Annotated in this window: 17 protein-coding genes; 7 read left to right on the top strand and 10 right to left on the bottom strand. The window is 69.8% G+C overall.

Annotated elements, in window-relative coordinates; genetic code table 11:
* Positions 1 to 48: 48 nt before the first annotated feature.
* A complete protein-coding gene (locus KCH87_RS02275; protein ID WP_210583610.1) occupies positions 49 to 1452 on the bottom strand; it encodes a hypothetical protein in 1404 nt (467 codons plus the stop codon).
* A 115-nt stretch (positions 1453 to 1567) separates the two neighbouring features.
* On the opposite strand from KCH87_RS02275, the gene KCH87_RS02270 reads away from it, so the two are divergent.
* Complete coding sequence (locus KCH87_RS02270) at positions 1568 to 3067, top strand: HEAT repeat domain-containing protein (RefSeq protein ID WP_210583608.1); 1500 nt, start codon at positions 1568 to 1570, stop codon at positions 3065 to 3067.
* A 121-nt stretch (positions 3068 to 3188) separates the two neighbouring features.
* Complete coding sequence (locus tag KCH87_RS02265; RefSeq protein WP_210583575.1) at positions 3189 to 3392, top strand: cold-shock protein; 204 nt, start codon at positions 3189 to 3191, stop codon at positions 3390 to 3392.
* 61 nt (positions 3393 to 3453) lie between these two features.
* Here the strand turns inward: KCH87_RS02265 and KCH87_RS02260 are convergent, their stop codons facing one another.
* The gene (locus KCH87_RS02260) at positions 3454 to 4080 is read right to left on the bottom strand and encodes a glyoxalase (protein ID WP_210583606.1); all 627 of its coding nucleotides are present in this window, start codon (positions 4078 to 4080) and stop codon (positions 3454 to 3456) included.
* A 178-nt stretch (positions 4081 to 4258) separates the two neighbouring features.
* Between KCH87_RS02260 and KCH87_RS02255 the strand changes: the two genes are divergently transcribed.
* A complete protein-coding gene (locus KCH87_RS02255; protein WP_210583604.1) occupies positions 4259 to 5074 on the top strand; it encodes a DUF899 family protein in 816 nt (271 codons plus the stop codon).
* A gap of 212 nt (positions 5075 to 5286) precedes the next feature.
* Here the strand turns inward: KCH87_RS02255 and KCH87_RS02250 are convergent, their stop codons facing one another.
* Positions 5287 to 5577 (bottom strand): hypothetical protein, encoded by a 291-nt coding sequence (locus KCH87_RS02250; protein WP_210583602.1) that lies wholly within the window; start codon positions 5575 to 5577, stop codon positions 5287 to 5289.
* A gap of 337 nt (positions 5578 to 5914) precedes the next feature.
* Here KCH87_RS02250 and KCH87_RS02245 point away from each other — a divergent pair, with 337 nt between their 5' ends.
* A complete protein-coding gene (locus tag KCH87_RS02245) occupies positions 5915 to 6685 on the top strand; it encodes an oxidoreductase (protein WP_210583600.1) in 771 nt (256 codons plus the stop codon).
* Positions 6686 to 6755: 70 nt separating this feature from the next.
* Here KCH87_RS02245 and KCH87_RS02240 read toward each other — a convergent pair whose 3' ends face one another.
* The 5 genes from KCH87_RS02240 to KCH87_RS02220 all read right to left on the bottom strand — a co-directional run bounded on the left by KCH87_RS02240 (position 6756) and on the right by KCH87_RS02220 (position 10446).
* A complete protein-coding gene (locus tag KCH87_RS02240) occupies positions 6756 to 7652 on the bottom strand; it encodes a LysR family transcriptional regulator (RefSeq protein WP_210583598.1) in 897 nt (298 codons plus the stop codon).
* 94 nt (positions 7653 to 7746) lie between these two features.
* Complete coding sequence (locus KCH87_RS02235; RefSeq protein WP_210583596.1) at positions 7747 to 8556, bottom strand: SAM-dependent methyltransferase; 810 nt, start codon at positions 8554 to 8556, stop codon at positions 7747 to 7749.
* A 32-nt stretch (positions 8557 to 8588) separates the two neighbouring features.
* Entirely contained in the window at positions 8589 to 9113 is a 525-nt protein-coding gene (locus KCH87_RS02230; RefSeq protein WP_210583594.1) for a hypothetical protein, read from the bottom strand.
* 218 nt (positions 9114 to 9331) lie between these two features.
* Positions 9332 to 9577: a DUF397 domain-containing protein gene (locus KCH87_RS02225; RefSeq protein WP_210583593.1), complete on the bottom strand. Its 246-nt coding sequence runs from the start codon at positions 9575 to 9577 to the stop codon at positions 9332 to 9334.
* Positions 9578 to 9579: 2 nt separating this feature from the next.
* Positions 9580 to 10446 carry a helix-turn-helix transcriptional regulator gene (locus KCH87_RS02220; RefSeq protein ID WP_308298727.1) on the bottom strand — a complete coding sequence of 289 codons (867 nt, stop codon included), beginning with the start codon at positions 10444 to 10446 and terminating at the stop codon, positions 9580 to 9582.
* Positions 10447 to 10687: 241 nt separating this feature from the next.
* On the opposite strand from KCH87_RS02220, the gene KCH87_RS02215 reads away from it, so the two are divergent.
* On the top strand, positions 10688 to 12100 hold the full coding sequence (locus KCH87_RS02215) for a hypothetical protein (RefSeq protein ID WP_210583591.1): 1413 nt from the start codon (positions 10688 to 10690) through the stop codon (positions 12098 to 12100).
* A gap of 14 nt (positions 12101 to 12114) precedes the next feature.
* Here the strand turns inward: KCH87_RS02215 and KCH87_RS02210 are convergent, their stop codons facing one another.
* Complete coding sequence (locus KCH87_RS02210; RefSeq protein ID WP_308298726.1) at positions 12115 to 12885, bottom strand: SDR family oxidoreductase; 771 nt, start codon at positions 12883 to 12885, stop codon at positions 12115 to 12117.
* A gap of 309 nt (positions 12886 to 13194) precedes the next feature.
* On the opposite strand from KCH87_RS02210, the gene KCH87_RS02205 reads away from it, so the two are divergent.
* Together KCH87_RS02205 and KCH87_RS02200 are read left to right on the top strand one after the other, a co-directional pair.
* Entirely contained in the window at positions 13195 to 13608 is a 414-nt protein-coding gene (locus KCH87_RS02205) for an ATP-binding protein (RefSeq protein ID WP_308298725.1), read from the top strand.
* Complete coding sequence (locus KCH87_RS02200; protein ID WP_374198938.1) at positions 13605 to 14183, top strand: DUF6624 domain-containing protein; 579 nt, start codon at positions 13605 to 13607, stop codon at positions 14181 to 14183. Before KCH87_RS02205 ends, KCH87_RS02200 begins: the two co-directional genes overlap by 4 nt.
* Before the next feature lie 55 nt (positions 14184 to 14238).
* On the opposite strand, the gene KCH87_RS02195 is transcribed toward KCH87_RS02200, so the two are convergent.
* Complete coding sequence (locus tag KCH87_RS02195; RefSeq protein ID WP_210583585.1) at positions 14239 to 15375, bottom strand: sorbosone dehydrogenase family protein; 1137 nt, start codon at positions 15373 to 15375, stop codon at positions 14239 to 14241.
* Positions 15376 to 15430 lie beyond the last annotated feature (55 nt).

Genomic DNA, 15430 nt, shown 5'->3' with positions numbered 1-15430 from the left:
GGTCTGGAGAATCCTGATGAACGGTCCTTTAGTGGCTACGCCGTTGCGTCAGCGGGTCGGGCGGAGGAAAGCGGGCGGTGTGTACTCGGTGAACGTCGGGGCCACCGGCTTGGTCTGGCCGGTCCCGAAGTCGAGCACCTTCTGGTACTCGGGACCGAACTCTCCGACCACGGTGTCCAGCCTCGACGGGTCGAGGTTCCCCCACCGTCCGGTCTCGATGTGGCGGTGCAGTGCGAGCAGCGAGACGATCTCCTCCGCAGCGGAGTAGGAGCAGTGCCCGCCGCGAGCGAGGTAGAGCTGTCGGAACTCGGCGTTGCCGTGCTGCTCCACCTGGTCCGCCCACCACGGCACCTGGCCGTTGACGGCCCCGCCGTCACCCGTGGTGTGCAGGGTGAGCGTCGGCGTCTGCGCCGTGCCGTCGACCAGACCGTGCTGCTTGGTGTACGCGACAGCGGCCGGGTCCGCGCTGATCCGCTCCGCGCCGGCGAGGTTGTCCAGGTCCGCGTCGAGGTCCAGATCCGCGGCGTTGTACGCCTCGCGGACGAGGTCGTGCCGGCTGGACTCGGCGAGTTGGCGCCGGTAGTCGATGCCGGTGTTCCACGACGGGTTGCCGCCGGCCCGCGCCTCCAGGTCGAGGCGACCCGTGGGACCGAGTCCGTAGCCGTACGCGAACTCGACCCACATGGACTGCGCGACGATCCGCTCGGACAGCTTCTTCGGCTCCGGTTCGAACGGCGAGAACCAGGTGGGGATGTTGGCGATCGCGCCGGCCAGCGCCAGCCGTGCACGTCCCTCCTCCGAACCGCGGGCGTCCCGTACCGCCGCCGCCAGCGCCTCGGCGTGCGCCGCAGCGGTGGCTGGATCGGTCGGCCGTACCAGGTCGATGTCCGCGTTCGGAGCCAGCAGCGTCTTCACGACGAACTGGATGTCCAGCGCGGTGTTCCACGAGCCGGGTGTGTCGACCTCGCTACAGAACCCCGCGGTGCCCGCGAACCTGTGGGGATGACGCTCGGCGAGCTGCGCCGCGATCACCGCGCCCTGCGACATCCCGTAGCTGATGGTGCGGCGAGGCTTCCCGATCTTCGCCTGGAAGTGGTTCAGCAGCGCGACCTGGTCGGTCATGGCGTCCTCGACCGCGTAACCGATACCCCTGTTCTTGTACTCGGACGCCGCCAGTGCGTACCCGTGCCGCAGCAGCCAGCTCTCCGTCGTGTCGTGCACCGTGAGCGCCACCTTCTCCGGCAGGAAGTCCTTGAGGTAGTACCCGTGGCTGTACAGCACCAGGGTGCCGTTCCACCGCTCCGGCATCTCGATCCGGTACGGGGCGCCGTTGATGGCTCCCTGGTGCGTACCCTTGCCGCCCGGCTGTTCGTCGGCGTACGCCCCGCCCGAGGAAACCGCGGTGAGACAGACGGCCACTGCCGCTGCCAGCATCTTGATCACGAACCGCATGCTGTCCTTCTCCGTTCACTCGACGCCTACCTGAACGGAATGACTGCCGTCGGCTGCGTTTCTCATCGCGGCCACAACCTCCGGCCGACTCACCGGTCTGAGTCATCGGGGTTTCATGGGATCGGAACAGCAGATCGCCTTCTTCCTCCGGGGGCTGGAGGACGGCGACACCTGGCGGCGTGCGGCCGCGGCGAAAGGGCTGGGCAGGGTCGGGCGGGACGAGCACGCCTGGGCGCTTGTCGGATCTGCGGACGACCGTGCACCCGAGGTGCGTGAGGCCGCGGCCTTGGGGCTCGGCCGGCTCGGGGTCGCCGAGGCGGGCCGTGGGGTGCTGCCCGCCCTGATGGGTGACGAGGATCCGTGGGTACGACGCCGGGCCTCGCGCGCTGCGATCCGGCTCGGGCTCGACGACCCGGCGATCGTGGACTCCTTCTCAACCCTGCTCCGCGATCCGGACCATCACCTGCGGATCAACGGTCTGGATGGCTTGACGGCCCTGGGCGTGCCCGGTGATGTTCCCGCGCTCGTGGCGCTCCTGGGCGACCCGGAAGGCGCCGTGTGGGGACGCGCCCGCGGCCTGGTGTACAGCTTCCGGGACGACCCGGCCGTCAGCGCCGAAGTGGTCCGTACGGCCGAGCAGGGCACGGGAGAGGCTCGTGTGCAGGCTCTCCAACTGCTTCCGAGGCAATGGACCGAGCGCCTCCTCGATTCGCTGGTCAAGGGTCTCCGCGACGAATCGGCCCAGGTGCGGACTGCGGTGGCGGGTCGACTGCTCGACGTGGAGGATGCGCAGACGCAGAACGCGTTGGTGGAGGCTCTGGATGCCGAACGGGCCGCAAGCGTCGCGGCCTTGTTGTTGCATGGGCTGGGCCGACGGGGCGAGGAACGGGTGACCGGGCCGGCGACGCGATGGCTCGGCGATGCCACGGCCGGCCAGTCGGCCGCGTACGCGTTGGGGGCCGCGGGGACGCGGACCGCCGCCGGGGTGCTGCGTACGGCCGTCACCGACCCCGCGTTGCCCGGCCGTACGCGTGCGGCCGCCGCGAAGGCCGTTGGGCAAGCGGGGCGATGGGACGCCGTCTGGCTGCTGCTTCCACTCCTGGACGACCTCGACGGCGAGGTGCGCGCGAGCGCGGTGGACGGCTTGGACGCGCTGGTGGACGACGGACTCCGCCCCTGGGAACGCCGTTCTGTGGCCCGGGCGTTGGTGGCCCACCTCGCCGCCGACCCGAACACGGTCTGGCAGACGCACAACGCGCTCATAGGCCTGGCGGAGGCGCTGCCCGGCCTACGGCAGATCGTGGACCGGACCCCTTCGCCCGATGTACGGGCCGCTGCGCTCTCGCTCCTCGACACGGACAACGCCACCGACGGGAACACCGGCCAGGACCTGGCGCGTTTCGTGCATGCCCTGGACGACCCGGACGAGACGGTCCGCTTCCACGCCGCGGAGGGCTTGGCCCGGCCGACGATCGCAGTGAAATCCACAGAATGCATAGGTTGTTGCATTCCGGGAGTGCCTTGTTGTTCGGGCGCTCCCCTGCAAGTTATTGGCCCGAGCGTCATCACGCCCAACCGTTTTCCCCGCTGCATTTGCCGTGTAGCGTCGCGGTGAGATGTCGTGGTTGGCAGTGGCGTGCCCGTGCTGTGGTGCGGGTGTGTTGTTGTAGGTGACCGGGGCGTTCTTCTCCAGGGCCGCGTGGTGCGGTTCCTGACACTGACTGAGAGGCACCAGCATGGCCAGCGGAACCGTCAAGTGGTTCAACGCGGAAAAGGGCTTCGGCTTCATCGCCCAGGACGGCGGCGGACCGGACGTCTTCGCGCACTACTCCAACATCAATGCCTCCGGCTTCCGTGAGCTTCAGGAAGGCCAGTCGGTCACCTTTGACATCACGCAGGGGCAGAAGGGCCCGCAGGCGGAGAACATCACCCCTGCCTGATCTTTGACGTCAGTAGGTCCCGGAGCAGATGCGCCGGGACCTGCTGCGCCACGGGGACACGTCAGGGCGTGCGGGCGGGCGTGGCGGCCTGCCAGGCAAATCCGTCCGGGTCGGTGAACGGCCCGGTGTCGCCGCCGATCGTGATCCGGTGGGATCCCGTGCCGTCGGGCGTGACGCCGGCGTCCTTGGCGAGGGCTCGGCGCCGGTACAGGGCCAGCTTGACGGGACTCGACCCAGCTTCGAACTCGACGTACATGCGGCCGAAGCTCTTCCCCACGGTGAGGCCCTGGTCGACGTAGAACCGTTTGCTGGCGGCCACGTCGGCGACTCCCAGCAGGAGCACGATCTGGTCGATCTGGCGGGAGACGGGGCCGGTGTCCTTCTTTGCGGAGGTCGCGACCTTCCAGATCGTCCCGTCCGGGGCCTGTACGACACCGCCGTAGCCCCAGAGCGATTTCGTGGCGGGCTTGAGCGGAGTGGCGCCTGCGTCTAGGGCGCTGTCGATGAGGCTGTTGACGGTGGCGGGCTGGGGCACCGTGAGCGACAGTGTGAATCCGCGGAAGCCGGTTGTGGGTGCCTCGGAGGCGCTCAGCTGTATCTGCGTGTCCAGGCCGAAGGCGTTGGTGTAGAAGCGGTCGGCGGCCGTGGGGTCGGCCACCTCGAGGGTGACGGTTTCGATGGATGCCATGGCCATCACGCTAGGTGCGACTCGGTGACCAGTGCTTCTTGATTCCTGACCGGTAGGCGGACTGGGGACGAGGGCGCCTCCTGCCGCGATGAGTTTCGGCCGGGGCGCGAGTCTGTTCTGGTGACAGTCGTAGGGCGTCGTACGACGCTGCGCGGCACGAGACACCACGGAGGACACCATGACGAACCCGCCGGATGACCCGACCACCGCGCTGCCCGGCCGCCCGCCCGTCGTCGACCTGGCCACCTGGCAGACCGCCCGTGACGAGCTGCTGGTCCGCGAGAAGGCCCACACCCGCGAGGGCGACGCGCTCGCCGCGGCCCGCCGCCGGCTGCCGATGGTGGAGCTCGACGGGACGGTCGAGGTCGTCGGACCCGGCGGCCCGGTCCCGTTCCTGGACCTGTTCCAGGGCCGCGACGAGCTCGTGGTCTACCAGCACATGTGGTACGACGGCGCGCCGCACCAGGGGCAGTGCGAGGGCTGTACCACCACGGCCTGGCACATGAAGGACGCCGTCTATCTCAACGCCCGCGGCGTCTCGTTCGCCATCCTGACCACAGGCCGGTGGGACGAGGTGGCCTCCTACGTCGAGTTCATGGGCTACACCCAGCCCTGGTACTCGGTGCGGGGCGTGGCGGCGCCGATCGGCGGGGGAATGGGGCACATCGTCTCTTTCCTGCGAGACGGCGACCGCGTGTTCCTCACCTACTCCACGACAGGCCGTGGCAACGAGCCGGTCAACGGGTCCCTCGGCCTGCTCGACATGACGCCCTACGGCCGCCGCGAAGGGTGGGAGGACAACCCTGAGGGTTGGCCCAAGGCCGCTGAGGCAGGCTCGCCGGTCGGTGGGCATGGCTCGCCGATCTGCTGGTACTGGCGCTCGGACGCGGACGGGACCGCCACCTGGGGCCCGACCAGCCGCCCCGTGCCGCAGTGGACCCGCCCCGGCGCTAGCCCCGTGGAGACCCTCGGCAGGCACGGCCACCACCACTGACGCGCCTCGGCCGACGGCGTCGGCGAACGGTGCCAGGTGCCGGGCGGTGGGGTCCTGCCCGGCGAGCAGCGAGTCGGTCAGCTCAAGCTCGTCCGCGCGCCCCACAAGGTTGGGCTTCCTGGGGATGGGCCACGTGCAGACTCCTGGTGGGCTGCCCATCACCGTCGGGTACTTCCGGGTTCATACGCGCGTACGTCCCGCAGCGCGGGTGCTCACTCGCGACGCCCGTCGGACGGTGTCTTCAACAGCCGTTCCAGCTCCTTGCCGGCCTCGTCGTACCCGGCGTCGGAGATCCGCTGGACCGCATCCGTGGCCTGGAGGCGACGCAAGAGCGCCTGTGCCGGCTCGCTGCCGGGCGTCTGGCGTCGCTGCCCACCGAGGTCGGTGCCCACCTGGAGGACCTGGCCCGCTGGGGATTCACGCCTCGATGGGCGGACCTGCAACGCGACCTGTGGATCCTCGTGTTCGCCACCCACCCAGACCGTGCGATCACCCTGTTCCACGACCAGGCCGAGATCCTGGCCGACCCAGGGCTACGGCAGCTCTTCCTCGACTACGACCACGCGCACGATCTCAGCGACTCGGCACGCTCATTCGCGCCCACCTGGACGCGTGACTCGGGTCGCCTCGATCCGCTTCGTGCGCGGGGCACGGGCGGAGGGGCTGGGGTGCCATAGGAATTCCCTATAGCGCCCGCTGACATTTGGTCTTTGCCTCTCTTTCTTTTCCGGCCGTACGGTGAAACAGCTCGACGAGGTGCTCACCGCGATTTCTCCGAAGATTCGTGCTCTGCCCTTTTCCGTCGAGCGGACGAAATATGTGATGGAGAGGACCGGTGGCATGACCACGAGCGGAAACGGATCGGGAAAGCGGGAACTCGCGGGAAAGCGGGCCCTGGTCACGGGTGGTTCTCGCGGTATCGGAGCGGCCGTCGTGCGCCAACTCCTGGACGCGGGTGCCGAGGTGCTCACAACCGCCAGGTCGGCGTCGAGCACGGTGCCGGAGGGGGCCGCCTTCGTGGAGGCGGACGTACGGACACGGGCCGGCGCGGAGGCGCTCGCCGCGGCCGCGCAGGAGGTGCTCGGCGGGGTGGACGTCCTGGTCCACAACGTGGGTGGGGCGCAACCGTACAAGGGCGCCTTGGCCATCCCTGACGATGTGTGGCAGGACGCGCTGGACCTTAACTTCCTGGCGTCCGTGCGGCTGGACGCGCTGCTGGCACCGGGGATGCGGGAACGGCGTTCGGGGACGATCGTGCACGTCTCCTCGGCCGCGGTGCCCACCGTGGCACCCCCGTTCCTGCACTACGTGACGGCGAAGGCGGCGCTGGAGGCCTACAGCCGGGGGCTGGCCGCGGAGCTGGCCTCGTTCGGAATCCGGGTCAACACCGTGTCTCCCGGCAGAACCGCCACCCCCGGCGGTGAAGCAACGAGGGAGCAGTGGGCGCGCATCGACTCGGGGCCGGGCCAGGACACCACCACCCCTCCGCTGGGGCGCGATGGTCAGCCCGAGGACATCGCCCATGCGGTGCTGTTCCTCATGTCCGACCGGGCGAGCTGGCTGACCGGGAGCAATCTCGTCGTGGACGGCGGCGAATTCCCCAGGGGTTGACGGAAACGGTATTCCGGAACGCCGGATTCGAAAAAGGGGAATTCAGCGACGCCGACTTCCATCTCGCCGGTCAGGACACCGGTGAGAAGGAAGCGAATTCGGACCAGGTCTCCTTGCGCAGGAGTTCGAGCAGCGCCGTCTCCGCCGGACCCGCGCCGTGCCGGACCACGGCGATGACGGGCTGGGACACGGCCGGGAACACCGGGCGCGCGAGGTGCTCGTGACCGTGGGGCACCGCGGAGGCCGGGACGAGTGTCACTCCCAGCCCGTGGGCGGCCCAGCGCGCTGCCGTTGCCGTCTGGGACACCCGGGCGGCCGTGGTCGGGGTCAGATCGTTGTTCCGCAGCACGTTCAGCAGCACGGCGTCGAGCGCGCTGTCGCGGTCGAACCTCACCCACGGCTCCCCGTCCAGTTCACGCAGCTCGACCCGGTCCGCGGCGAGTTGCGGATGCCCGGCGCCCAGCACCACGACGAACTCCTCGTCGCCGAGGTGGTGGGCGTCGTCGGGGCTCTGCTCGCACGCCGCCATCAGGGCGAGGTCCAGCACGCCCCGGCGCCCCAGCCGCTCCAGCTCGGCGGAACTCGGCTCCTCGAAGACGGTGACCTCCAGCCGCGGGAAGCGGCGACGCAGCGCGCCGAGCGCCCCCGGCAACTGCCGTGTGCCGAAGCCCAGCTGCACCGCGACCATCAGCTCGCCCACCAGCTCATCGGCACCGGCCCGCGCCGTCGCCCTCGCCCGCCGCGACGCGCTCACCGCGACCTCCGCCTCCCGCAGGAACGCGCGGCCGACCACGGTGGGGACCAGTCCGGTCGGCGTGCGGGCGAACAGTTCCACGCCGAGTTCCCGCTCCAGGCCGCGGATCTGCTGGGACACCGACGGTTGAGCCACGTGCAGCAGCTCCGCCGCCGCCGTCACCGAGCCTTCCTCGGCAACGGCCAGGGCGTACTCGTACTGACGAAGGCTCATCGGCTCCCGTCCCCTCCCAGCAGTCCACCGCCCGTTGTCATGGCCGTAAAGGCTGTTACAACACGGGAGGCGGCGGGTTTACTCCATGTGTGGGTCAGGGCTTGCGGGCCACGCCGCCGTAGACGTCGGTGGGCTTGGGCGTGGTGCCGGGCTCGGGGCGCCACAGGGGGCAGGAGACGATGCCGGGTTCGAGCAGTTCCAGGCCCTCGTAGTACGCGGCGATCTGCTCGGGGCTGCGCAGGACGTACGGGATGGCGCCGGTGTCGTCGTAGCCCTGCTGTGCCCGCTTGAGTTCCTCGTCCGTGTCCGTGCTGTCGTAGTGCACGAAGTAGCTGCCGGGACACAGGGCGGCCTGGAGGCGGCGGACGATGGACTGGGCCTCCTCATAGTCCTGGATGTGGCCGAGGATGCCCATGAGCATGAGGGCGACCGGCTGGTCGAAGTCCAGGATGCGGCCTGCCGCTTCGAGGATCTTCTCCGGTTCGTGCAGGTCCGCGTCGACGTACTCGGTGATGCCTTCGGGGGTGCTGGTGAGCAGGGCCTGGGCGTGCCGGAGGACGAGCGGGTCGTTGTCGGCGTAGACGATGCGCGACTCGGGTGCCATCCGCTGCGCGACCTGGTGGGTGTTGTCGTACGTGGGCAGGCCGGTGCCGATGTCGAGGAACTGGCGGATGCCGAGTTCGCCGGCCACGAAGGTCACCGTGCGGATCAGGTACTGGCGGGAGGCGCGGGCCATGGTCTCGATGTTCGGCGCGGTCTCGCGGTAGGCGTCGCCGGCGAGTCGGTCGACCTCGTAGTTGTCCTTGCCTCCCATCCAGTAGTTCCAGATGCGGGCGGAGTGCGGCACCGTGGTGTCGATCCTGGACAGTGCTTCTTGGTCGGGGGCGGGCCGGCCGTCTGTCATGGAGGTTCTCCTGCCGTGCGTCACGAGGTCTGTTACCAACGTACCGTCAACTGCTGCTTGTTCCGGCTGAGTTCGCAGCGCGCAGGGGCGCCTGAGCGGGGCGGGTGGCCGAGGTCGCCCATGTCGAGGGTGACGACGGGGACGTGTTGTGCGAGGGTGCGCATCGCCCGCGCGTAGGCGTCGGCCGCCTCGGCGAAGTCCATGGGGGCGGGCCACGGGAAGTGCCCGGGTGCCGTCAGGTGAACGAGGGCGCCGTCGCGTTCGGCCACGGATTCGGCGAAGTCGAGTGCCTCGATCCAGGTCACCCGGGAGTGGCCGCGACGCAGCGGTCCGTAGACGAGTTCATGGATGATGCTGCCGTCGAGGGCCACGCGCCCCGGTGCCGCGAGGAGTTCGCGGTAGGGCCGGGTCGGGTCCACATGGTGCAGACGGTCCGCCAGGTGCTGGATCAGGTAGCCGTGGTGGGTCAGCCCGGCGATGAGGCGACTGCGGGAGATGCCGTCGGGGCCCTCGATGACCAGCGTTCGGTGGCGGATGAGCGCCTGCGGGAGGTTCATGCCGCCGCCTCGGGGCCGACCCTGGTGGTTCGGCGCGAAGCTGTGCGGCCGGGGCGGGTGGAACGCACGGTCCGGCGGGGGAGTCGGGGCGACGCGCGCATACCACTCCTTCGAGGCGACGGACCTGTTCAGTGTGGACGGACGACCCGCACGGCGGGAGTGGGCGTGCGGGTTGTCCGGTTGTGCGGACGTAGTGGTGTGCCGGGCGGGGTGGGTGCTCAGGCGACCAGGAAGTCGGCCTGGCCGGCCTTGGCGCCCTCCAGGAACACGATCATCTCGTCCCGTGAGTAGACCAGCGCGGGACCGTCGGGGTCCGTGGACTGACGGAAGGCGACGCTGCCGTCGGACAGCCGCTTGGCCTCGACGCAACTGCCGCCGTTGGTACCGCTCCAGGGCTTGTGCCAGCCCTCGGTGCCCAGCTCGGAGGCCGACATACCGCTGTAGATGGGGCCCTTGGATCCCATGATCACAACTCCTTACGCAGTTCACCCAGGATGGCCCGGGTTCGATCAACCGGCTCCGCCTGCACGGACATCCGGTCCAGTACTTCGAGATAGGCGACGACGTCCTCCGGCCGGTCCACGTAGACCGCGCCGGCCAGGCTCTCCATGTAGACGATGTCGGGCAGTTCGGAGAACCCGAAGCGGAAGTGGTGGAAGGGTCCGAAGGCGCCGGGGTGGGCGCCTGCTGTGAAACGCATGATCTGGATCCGGACCTTCGGCATGTCCAGGGCCTCGTGCAGCCGGTCGATCTGAGCCCGCATCACCTCGGTCCCGCCCACCGACCGGCGCAGCACCGTCTCGTCCAGGACGGCCCAGAGGGCCGGTGCGTCCGGCTTGGCGAGCAGATCCTGGCGTTTGAGTCGCAGATCGACGCGGCGGGCTGTCTCCTCCTTCGGCTCGTCGGGGAAGCCGACGCGCATCAGCGCTGCGGCGTACTCGTGCGTCTGCAACAGGCCGGGGACGTAGTGGGGTTCGTAGAGACGGATGACCGACGCTTCGCTCTCCAGGCTCACGTAGGCCTTGAACCATTCCGGGAGCACATCGCGGTACTGGTACCACCACCCGGGCTGGTTCGCCTTGCGGGCCAGTTCGAGGAAGTCCTCGATCTCCGCGGTCGGGACGCCGTAGGTGCGCAGCAACTCCTTCACGTACGGAATGCGCAGCCCGACCTCGGCTTTTTCGATCCGCCGGACCGTGAGCGGGGTGACCTCGATCGCCCGCGCCGCGTCCTCGAAGGACACGCCGGCCTGCTCCCGGAGTTGCTTCAGCCGCTTGCCGAGGACCATCCGCAGGACGGTGGGTGCACTGCCGCTCGAGCGGTTCTCGCTCACGTCCTACCCCCCTCAGAGGCCATCTCAGCGTGCAGTTTGCCACGCCGTCCATGACACAGACAGAGCGATGCGGATCGATACGAAATTATCAGAACGCAGGTTGCGGATCGAGTATCTGCGCGACGATAGTTCTCGTGGGACCTCTCGCGCTGAGCGGCGCGGCAAGGTCAACTCTGCCCCGACGGCGCTTACTTGACGGCTCGGCAGGTGCGGCGAAGCACACGGACTGAGCGAGACCTGGATGGCCACCGTGACCGACGGACACGCAAGGAGCCCGGGCAAGGGCCCCGCCGGAGGCAATGCGGCACTGGCGACCGCGCTGAAGGAGTCCGGCTGCTCCTACGCCTCCCTCGCCCTTCGGGTCAATGAACTCGGTCACTGCCAGGGAGCCGACTCGAGCTATGACAAGGCGTCGGTGACCCGCTGGCTCCAGGGACAGCAACCCCGCGGCAGGACACCGGAGTTGATCGCCGCTGTACTGTCCGAGCGGCTCGGCCGCGGCGTGTCACCCGCGGACCTCGGCTTCCATCCCGACCAGCAACGCCCGGTCGTGGCCAGGACGCTCGCATACGGCGAAGACATGGCGGACACGCTGCACGCGCTGGCCGAACTGGGGTCGACCGACATCTCCCGGCACAGCCTGCTCGGCTCGGTTCCCTTCGTCGCGGGCGCCCTGACCGACCCTCAGCGCGAGTGGCTGCTGTGGCTGCTGGAGAACCAGGACGCCGGGCAGCTGACGCCGGTGGCCGACGGCGGCCCGGTCGAACAGGTGCACGCGATGATCGCCATGTTCGACGAGATGGACAACCACTACGGCGGCGGCGGGGTGCGCACCAGCATCGTGCACTATCTGTCCACCGAGGTCGTCCCCATGCTGCAACGGCGCGGCACGTCACCACAGGTGCAGCGCCCGCTGTACACCGCCGCGGCCAGGCTCGCCGCGATGGCCGGCTGGAGCTCGTACGACGCGGGGGAGTACGGGCTGGCCCAGCGCTACATGATCCAGGCGCTGCGCCTGTGCGCCGAGGGCGGCGACCGGGTCCTGGGCGGGCAGATCCTGGCCGGACTGTCCCATCTGGCCACCAGCCTCGGCCGTCCCGACGAGGGGGTGTGCCTGGCCCGGGCGGGCATCGTCACCGCCAAGGGAGCGGGCAGCCCGCTGGGCCTGATGCGCCTGTACGCCATGTCGGCCCGCGGACACGCGGCCCAAGGCCACGCGCGGCAGGCGGGCGAGGCTCTGCGCCAGGCCGAGCGGCACCTGGATGTCAGCCGGGGTACCGAACAGGAGTCGCCCTGGGTGCGCTTTCTCGACGGCCACTATCTCCAGGCCGAATCAGCGCTCTGCTTCCGCGACCTGGGACTCGCCGCCCAGGCCGAGCGCACGGCGAGCGAGTCGGTGAGCGCCAACGCCGACCGCCGCAGGCGCCAGGCCATCAGCCGCTCCGTATTGGCCACGGCCCACCTTCAGCAGAACCGGCTGGACGAGGCCGTCGGCACCGCCACCGAGGCGCTCGACACCCTCGCCACCGTGCACAGCGAGCGCTCCATCCAGGCCCTGCGCGACTTCCGCAGGCGGCTGGAGCCCCGCCGCCATGAGCCCCTTGTACGGGAGTTCGAGCGCCGGTCCCGGGTGGTGCTGGGGGCCGCGGCGTGACCCGGCGACCCGCCTCAGTACCCGTCCGGAGACGGGGCGTTCTGCGCCCGGTCCACCGGCAGATGGGCCCCGGAGACGCCACTCGACCAGTCGGACAACAGGAACGCCACCACCCGCGCCACCTCCTGCGGTGCGACCAGCTCTCCGCCCGGCAGCTCCGCCGCCGCGAACCCCGCGAACCGCTCGGGATCCTCCCGGCGCATGCGATCCCAGCGGCGGCCGGGAATGAGCATCGACCCCGGGGAGACGGCGTTCACTCGGATCCCGTCCGGGCCGAGTTCACGGGCGAGCGACGCGGCCAGGTGGATCTGGGCCGACTTCGCGGCCCCGTACTGGATCGGCGGCCCCGGCTTCCAGCCGGAGATCGACGAGATCAGCACGACCGAGCCGCCGCCCGCATCCCGCAGATGCGGGATCGCGGCACGCACGAGCCGCACCGCGTGGCCGACGTTCAGCTCCCATGTCGCGGCCCAGTCCGCGGCGTCCGTCTGCTCGAAGCCGCCGCCGCGAGAGCCGCCCGCACACGCCACCACCCCGTCAAGACCGCCGAAACGTTCCGCCGTTGCCATGGTGAACTGCTCCAGCCTCGCTGGCTCGGTGACGTCGAGTGCCTGGGTGAACAAGGGCCTGCCGTCCTCGCCCGCCAGCGACCCAGCCATCGTCTCCAGGTCGCGTGCGGTACGCGCACAGGTCGCCACCCACGCCCCCTCGGCCACCAGCAGCCGCACGATCTGCTCGCCCAGACCCCGTGTGCCGCCCGTGACGAGCACACGCTTGCCGCGCACGCCGGACCCTCCATCGGACTCCCGGCGTGCCGCCCCCGCCCGGCTGTCGTGCACGTTCCTCACGCTCTCGAACATACCCCCCGCACCACTACGCGTCCGCAACCGGACAACCCGCACACCCCCTGGTCCGGCCGCCGGTCCTGGTTGTTGGCTGCATATGCAGCCAACACTTCCCCCACCGCGCTGCACCCACAAGGAGGACCCATGACGGCACCCAGGGCCCAGCGCCACGGGCCGTCGCCCCGCTCCGCACACGCCCCACAGGCAGACCGTGCCCCCAGTGGTCAGCCGCATCCGACCGTGATCCAGGTGAACAGACCTCCCCACCTCCACGCCACGATCCCCGCCCAGCCCTCGCGTGCCGCAGACGTGCGGCACATGGTCACCGAGCAACTCCGTCGGCTGCGGCTGCCGCCGGAGTACCTGGACAACGCCGTCCTCGCCACGGACGAGCTGTTTGCGAACGCGGTCCGGCACGCACGCACCGGCCCCGGCGACACGGTCACCCTCACCGTCGAGTGCACCGAACAGGAGGTGCGGGTGACGGTCGCCGACCACTCACCGCTCCTGCCGCGGCCGCGCACGGCGGATGGAGCCGAGGAGTCGGGTCGTGGGCTGGCCATCGTCGCCGCGCTGGCCGACGACTGGGGTGTCTCACCCCCGGAGCCCGGCAGCCCGGGCAAGCGGGTGTGGTTCACCCTGGAGCTGGGGTTGGAGCGGTGAAGAGCGCGCTGGGGCGCCTGACGCAAGGCGGGGAAAAGACGAGGGGCGCCGCGGACGAGAGCCGTTTCGCCGGCACGTCGGCGTCGGTGGCCGCCCTCGCCGCGGAACTGCAGCACCGGGCCGACCACGAACGGGACCTCATGCGGCGGGCGCAGGCCGACCGCACCCCGCAGGGCCGGCACGACATCGTCGCGTGCCGCCGCGCCAACACCGATGCCCTCAAGGCCGTAGTCCACCGCGATGGTTGGCCGACCGCCGACCGGGTGGGCGCCTCCGCCTCGACCGCAGCCCTGATGATCCTGCTGCACGCCCCGGACCTCGACTTCCAGTTCTCCTGCCGCGACCTGATCGCCCAGGCCACCCTGGACGGCCGATGTCCCGCCGTCCATCTCGCTTACATCGCCGACCACTGCGCCGTCGAGCGGGGTCTGCCGCAGTTCTACGGCACCCGCGTCAACCCCGGTACGTTGCGCCCGTACCCGATACGCCAGCCCGAGAGCCTCGACGAACGCCGCCGTGACGTCGGCCTGGGGCCTCTGGAGGAGCAGATGGAGGAGCTGAGGCAGGGTTGTTGAGCGCTCAGTCACAGATCCTGTGACTGAGCGCCTTGGCTTGGCCTGGCCGCAGTCGTTACGCCGGGTCGACGCGGAAGACGCTGCCACCGATGGCGAGCACGTACAGCTCGCCGTTGCCGCCCTGCGCGAACGAGACGACCTCGCCGCCGTTGGCTCCGAGGTCGTTCACGCCGGTCACCTTGCCGTTCTCCATCTGTAGAGAGCGGACGGTGCCGTCGCAGTAGTCGCTGAAGACGTACTGACCCTTGAGGTCCGGGATCGCGTTGCCTCGGTAGACGTATCCGCCGGTCACCGAGCAGCCCAGTCCGGTGCGGTCGTACTCGTGGACCGGCGGTACGTGGTTCGCGGGCTCCGTGCCGCCACGGAAGGGGTGGTTGCCCTCCATCTGGGACCAGCCGTAGTTCTCGCCGCCCTTGCTGTTCGCCGGGGCCCAGTCGATCTCCTCCCAGTCGCTCTGGCCGACGTCACCGATCAGCAGGTCGCCCGTGCCCGTGTCGAAGGAGAACCGCCACGGGTTGCGCAGCCCGTACGCCCAGATCTCGTCCTTGGCGTTCGGGTCGTCCACGAACGGGTTGTCCGGCGGGATCGCGTACGGCTCGCCGCCGCTCGGGTCGATCCGCAGGAGTTTGCCGAGCAGCGTGTCGAGGTTCTGCCCGTTGCCGTGCGGGTCGCCGCCTGCGCCACCGTCGCCGAACGCGATGTAGAGGTAGCCGTCGGGGCCGAACTTGATGTCGCCGCCGTTGTGGTTGGAGTAGGGCTGCGTCTGGGTGAGGACGGTACGCCGCGTGTCCGGCTGGATCTTGCCGTCCCGCATCGCGAACTCGTCCACGGTGCTGGTGCCTTCGAGGTTCGTGAACGAGATGTAGAAGTGCGCGAACTCCTTGTCGAACGCGATGCCCAGCAGGCCGCGTTCACCGTCGGTGGTGGTCTCGCCGGAGATGTCGAGAACGGGTTCGCCGAGCCCTTGATCGTTCAAAACCCTTACGGTGCCTGCGCGTTCGGCAATCCAGACCGTACCACCGGGACCGGCGGCGCCGGCGGTTGGATTCTGGGCCGTGGCCACATTCTTGAGGGCGACCTTCGCCGCCTGCCGTGGGGTGGCGGACTCGTCGGCGGACGCCGTGGTCAAGGCGAGGGAAGCGACCAGGCAGATGGTGCCGATGATCGCCGAGCTTCTGGTGCGAACTCTCACCGTGATCCTCCTAGAGGCGGTGAATGGGGGGAGTTCACCCGGCTGCTAGGGCAGG

The organism is Streptomyces sp. GESEQ-35 (assembly GCF_017948485.1).
In the GTDB taxonomy this organism is placed as follows: domain Bacteria; phylum Actinomycetota; class Actinomycetes; order Streptomycetales; family Streptomycetaceae; genus Streptomyces.
The sequence above is the reverse complement of the archived record's forward strand: the minus strand, read 5'-3'. Positions and strand labels throughout refer to the sequence as shown.

What these genes read in the sequence shown, in the direction of transcription:
- KCH87_RS02265 (WP_210583575.1), top strand. Translation starts at nt 3,189, where the DNA reads ATGGCCAGCGGAACCGTCAAGTGGTTCAACGCGGAAAAGGGCTTCGGC.
- KCH87_RS02275 (WP_210583610.1), bottom strand. Translation starts at nt 1,452, where the DNA reads ATGCGGTTCGTGATCAAGATGCTGGCAGCGGCAGTGGCCGTCTGTCTC.
- KCH87_RS02255 (WP_210583604.1), top strand. Translation starts at nt 4,259, where the DNA reads ATGACGAACCCGCCGGATGACCCGACCACCGCGCTGCCCGGCCGCCCG.
- KCH87_RS02230 (WP_210583594.1), bottom strand. Translation starts at nt 9,113, where the DNA reads ATGAACCTCCCGCAGGCGCTCATCCGCCACCGAACGCTGGTCATCGAG.
- KCH87_RS02270 (WP_210583608.1), top strand. Translation starts at nt 1,568, where the DNA reads ATGGGATCGGAACAGCAGATCGCCTTCTTCCTCCGGGGGCTGGAGGAC.
- KCH87_RS02260 (WP_210583606.1), bottom strand. Translation starts at nt 4,080, where the DNA reads ATGGCATCCATCGAAACCGTCACCCTCGAGGTGGCCGACCCCACGGCC.
- KCH87_RS02215 (WP_210583591.1), top strand. Translation starts at nt 10,688, where the DNA reads ATGGCCACCGTGACCGACGGACACGCAAGGAGCCCGGGCAAGGGCCCC.
- KCH87_RS02225 (WP_210583593.1), bottom strand. Translation starts at nt 9,577, where the DNA reads ATGGGATCCAAGGGCCCCATCTACAGCGGTATGTCGGCCTCCGAGCTG.
- KCH87_RS02235 (WP_210583596.1), bottom strand. Translation starts at nt 8,556, where the DNA reads ATGACAGACGGCCGGCCCGCCCCCGACCAAGAAGCACTGTCCAGGATC.
- KCH87_RS02245 (WP_210583600.1), top strand. Translation starts at nt 5,915, where the DNA reads ATGACCACGAGCGGAAACGGATCGGGAAAGCGGGAACTCGCGGGAAAG.
- KCH87_RS02240 (WP_210583598.1), bottom strand. Translation starts at nt 7,652, where the DNA reads ATGAGCCTTCGTCAGTACGAGTACGCCCTGGCCGTTGCCGAGGAAGGC.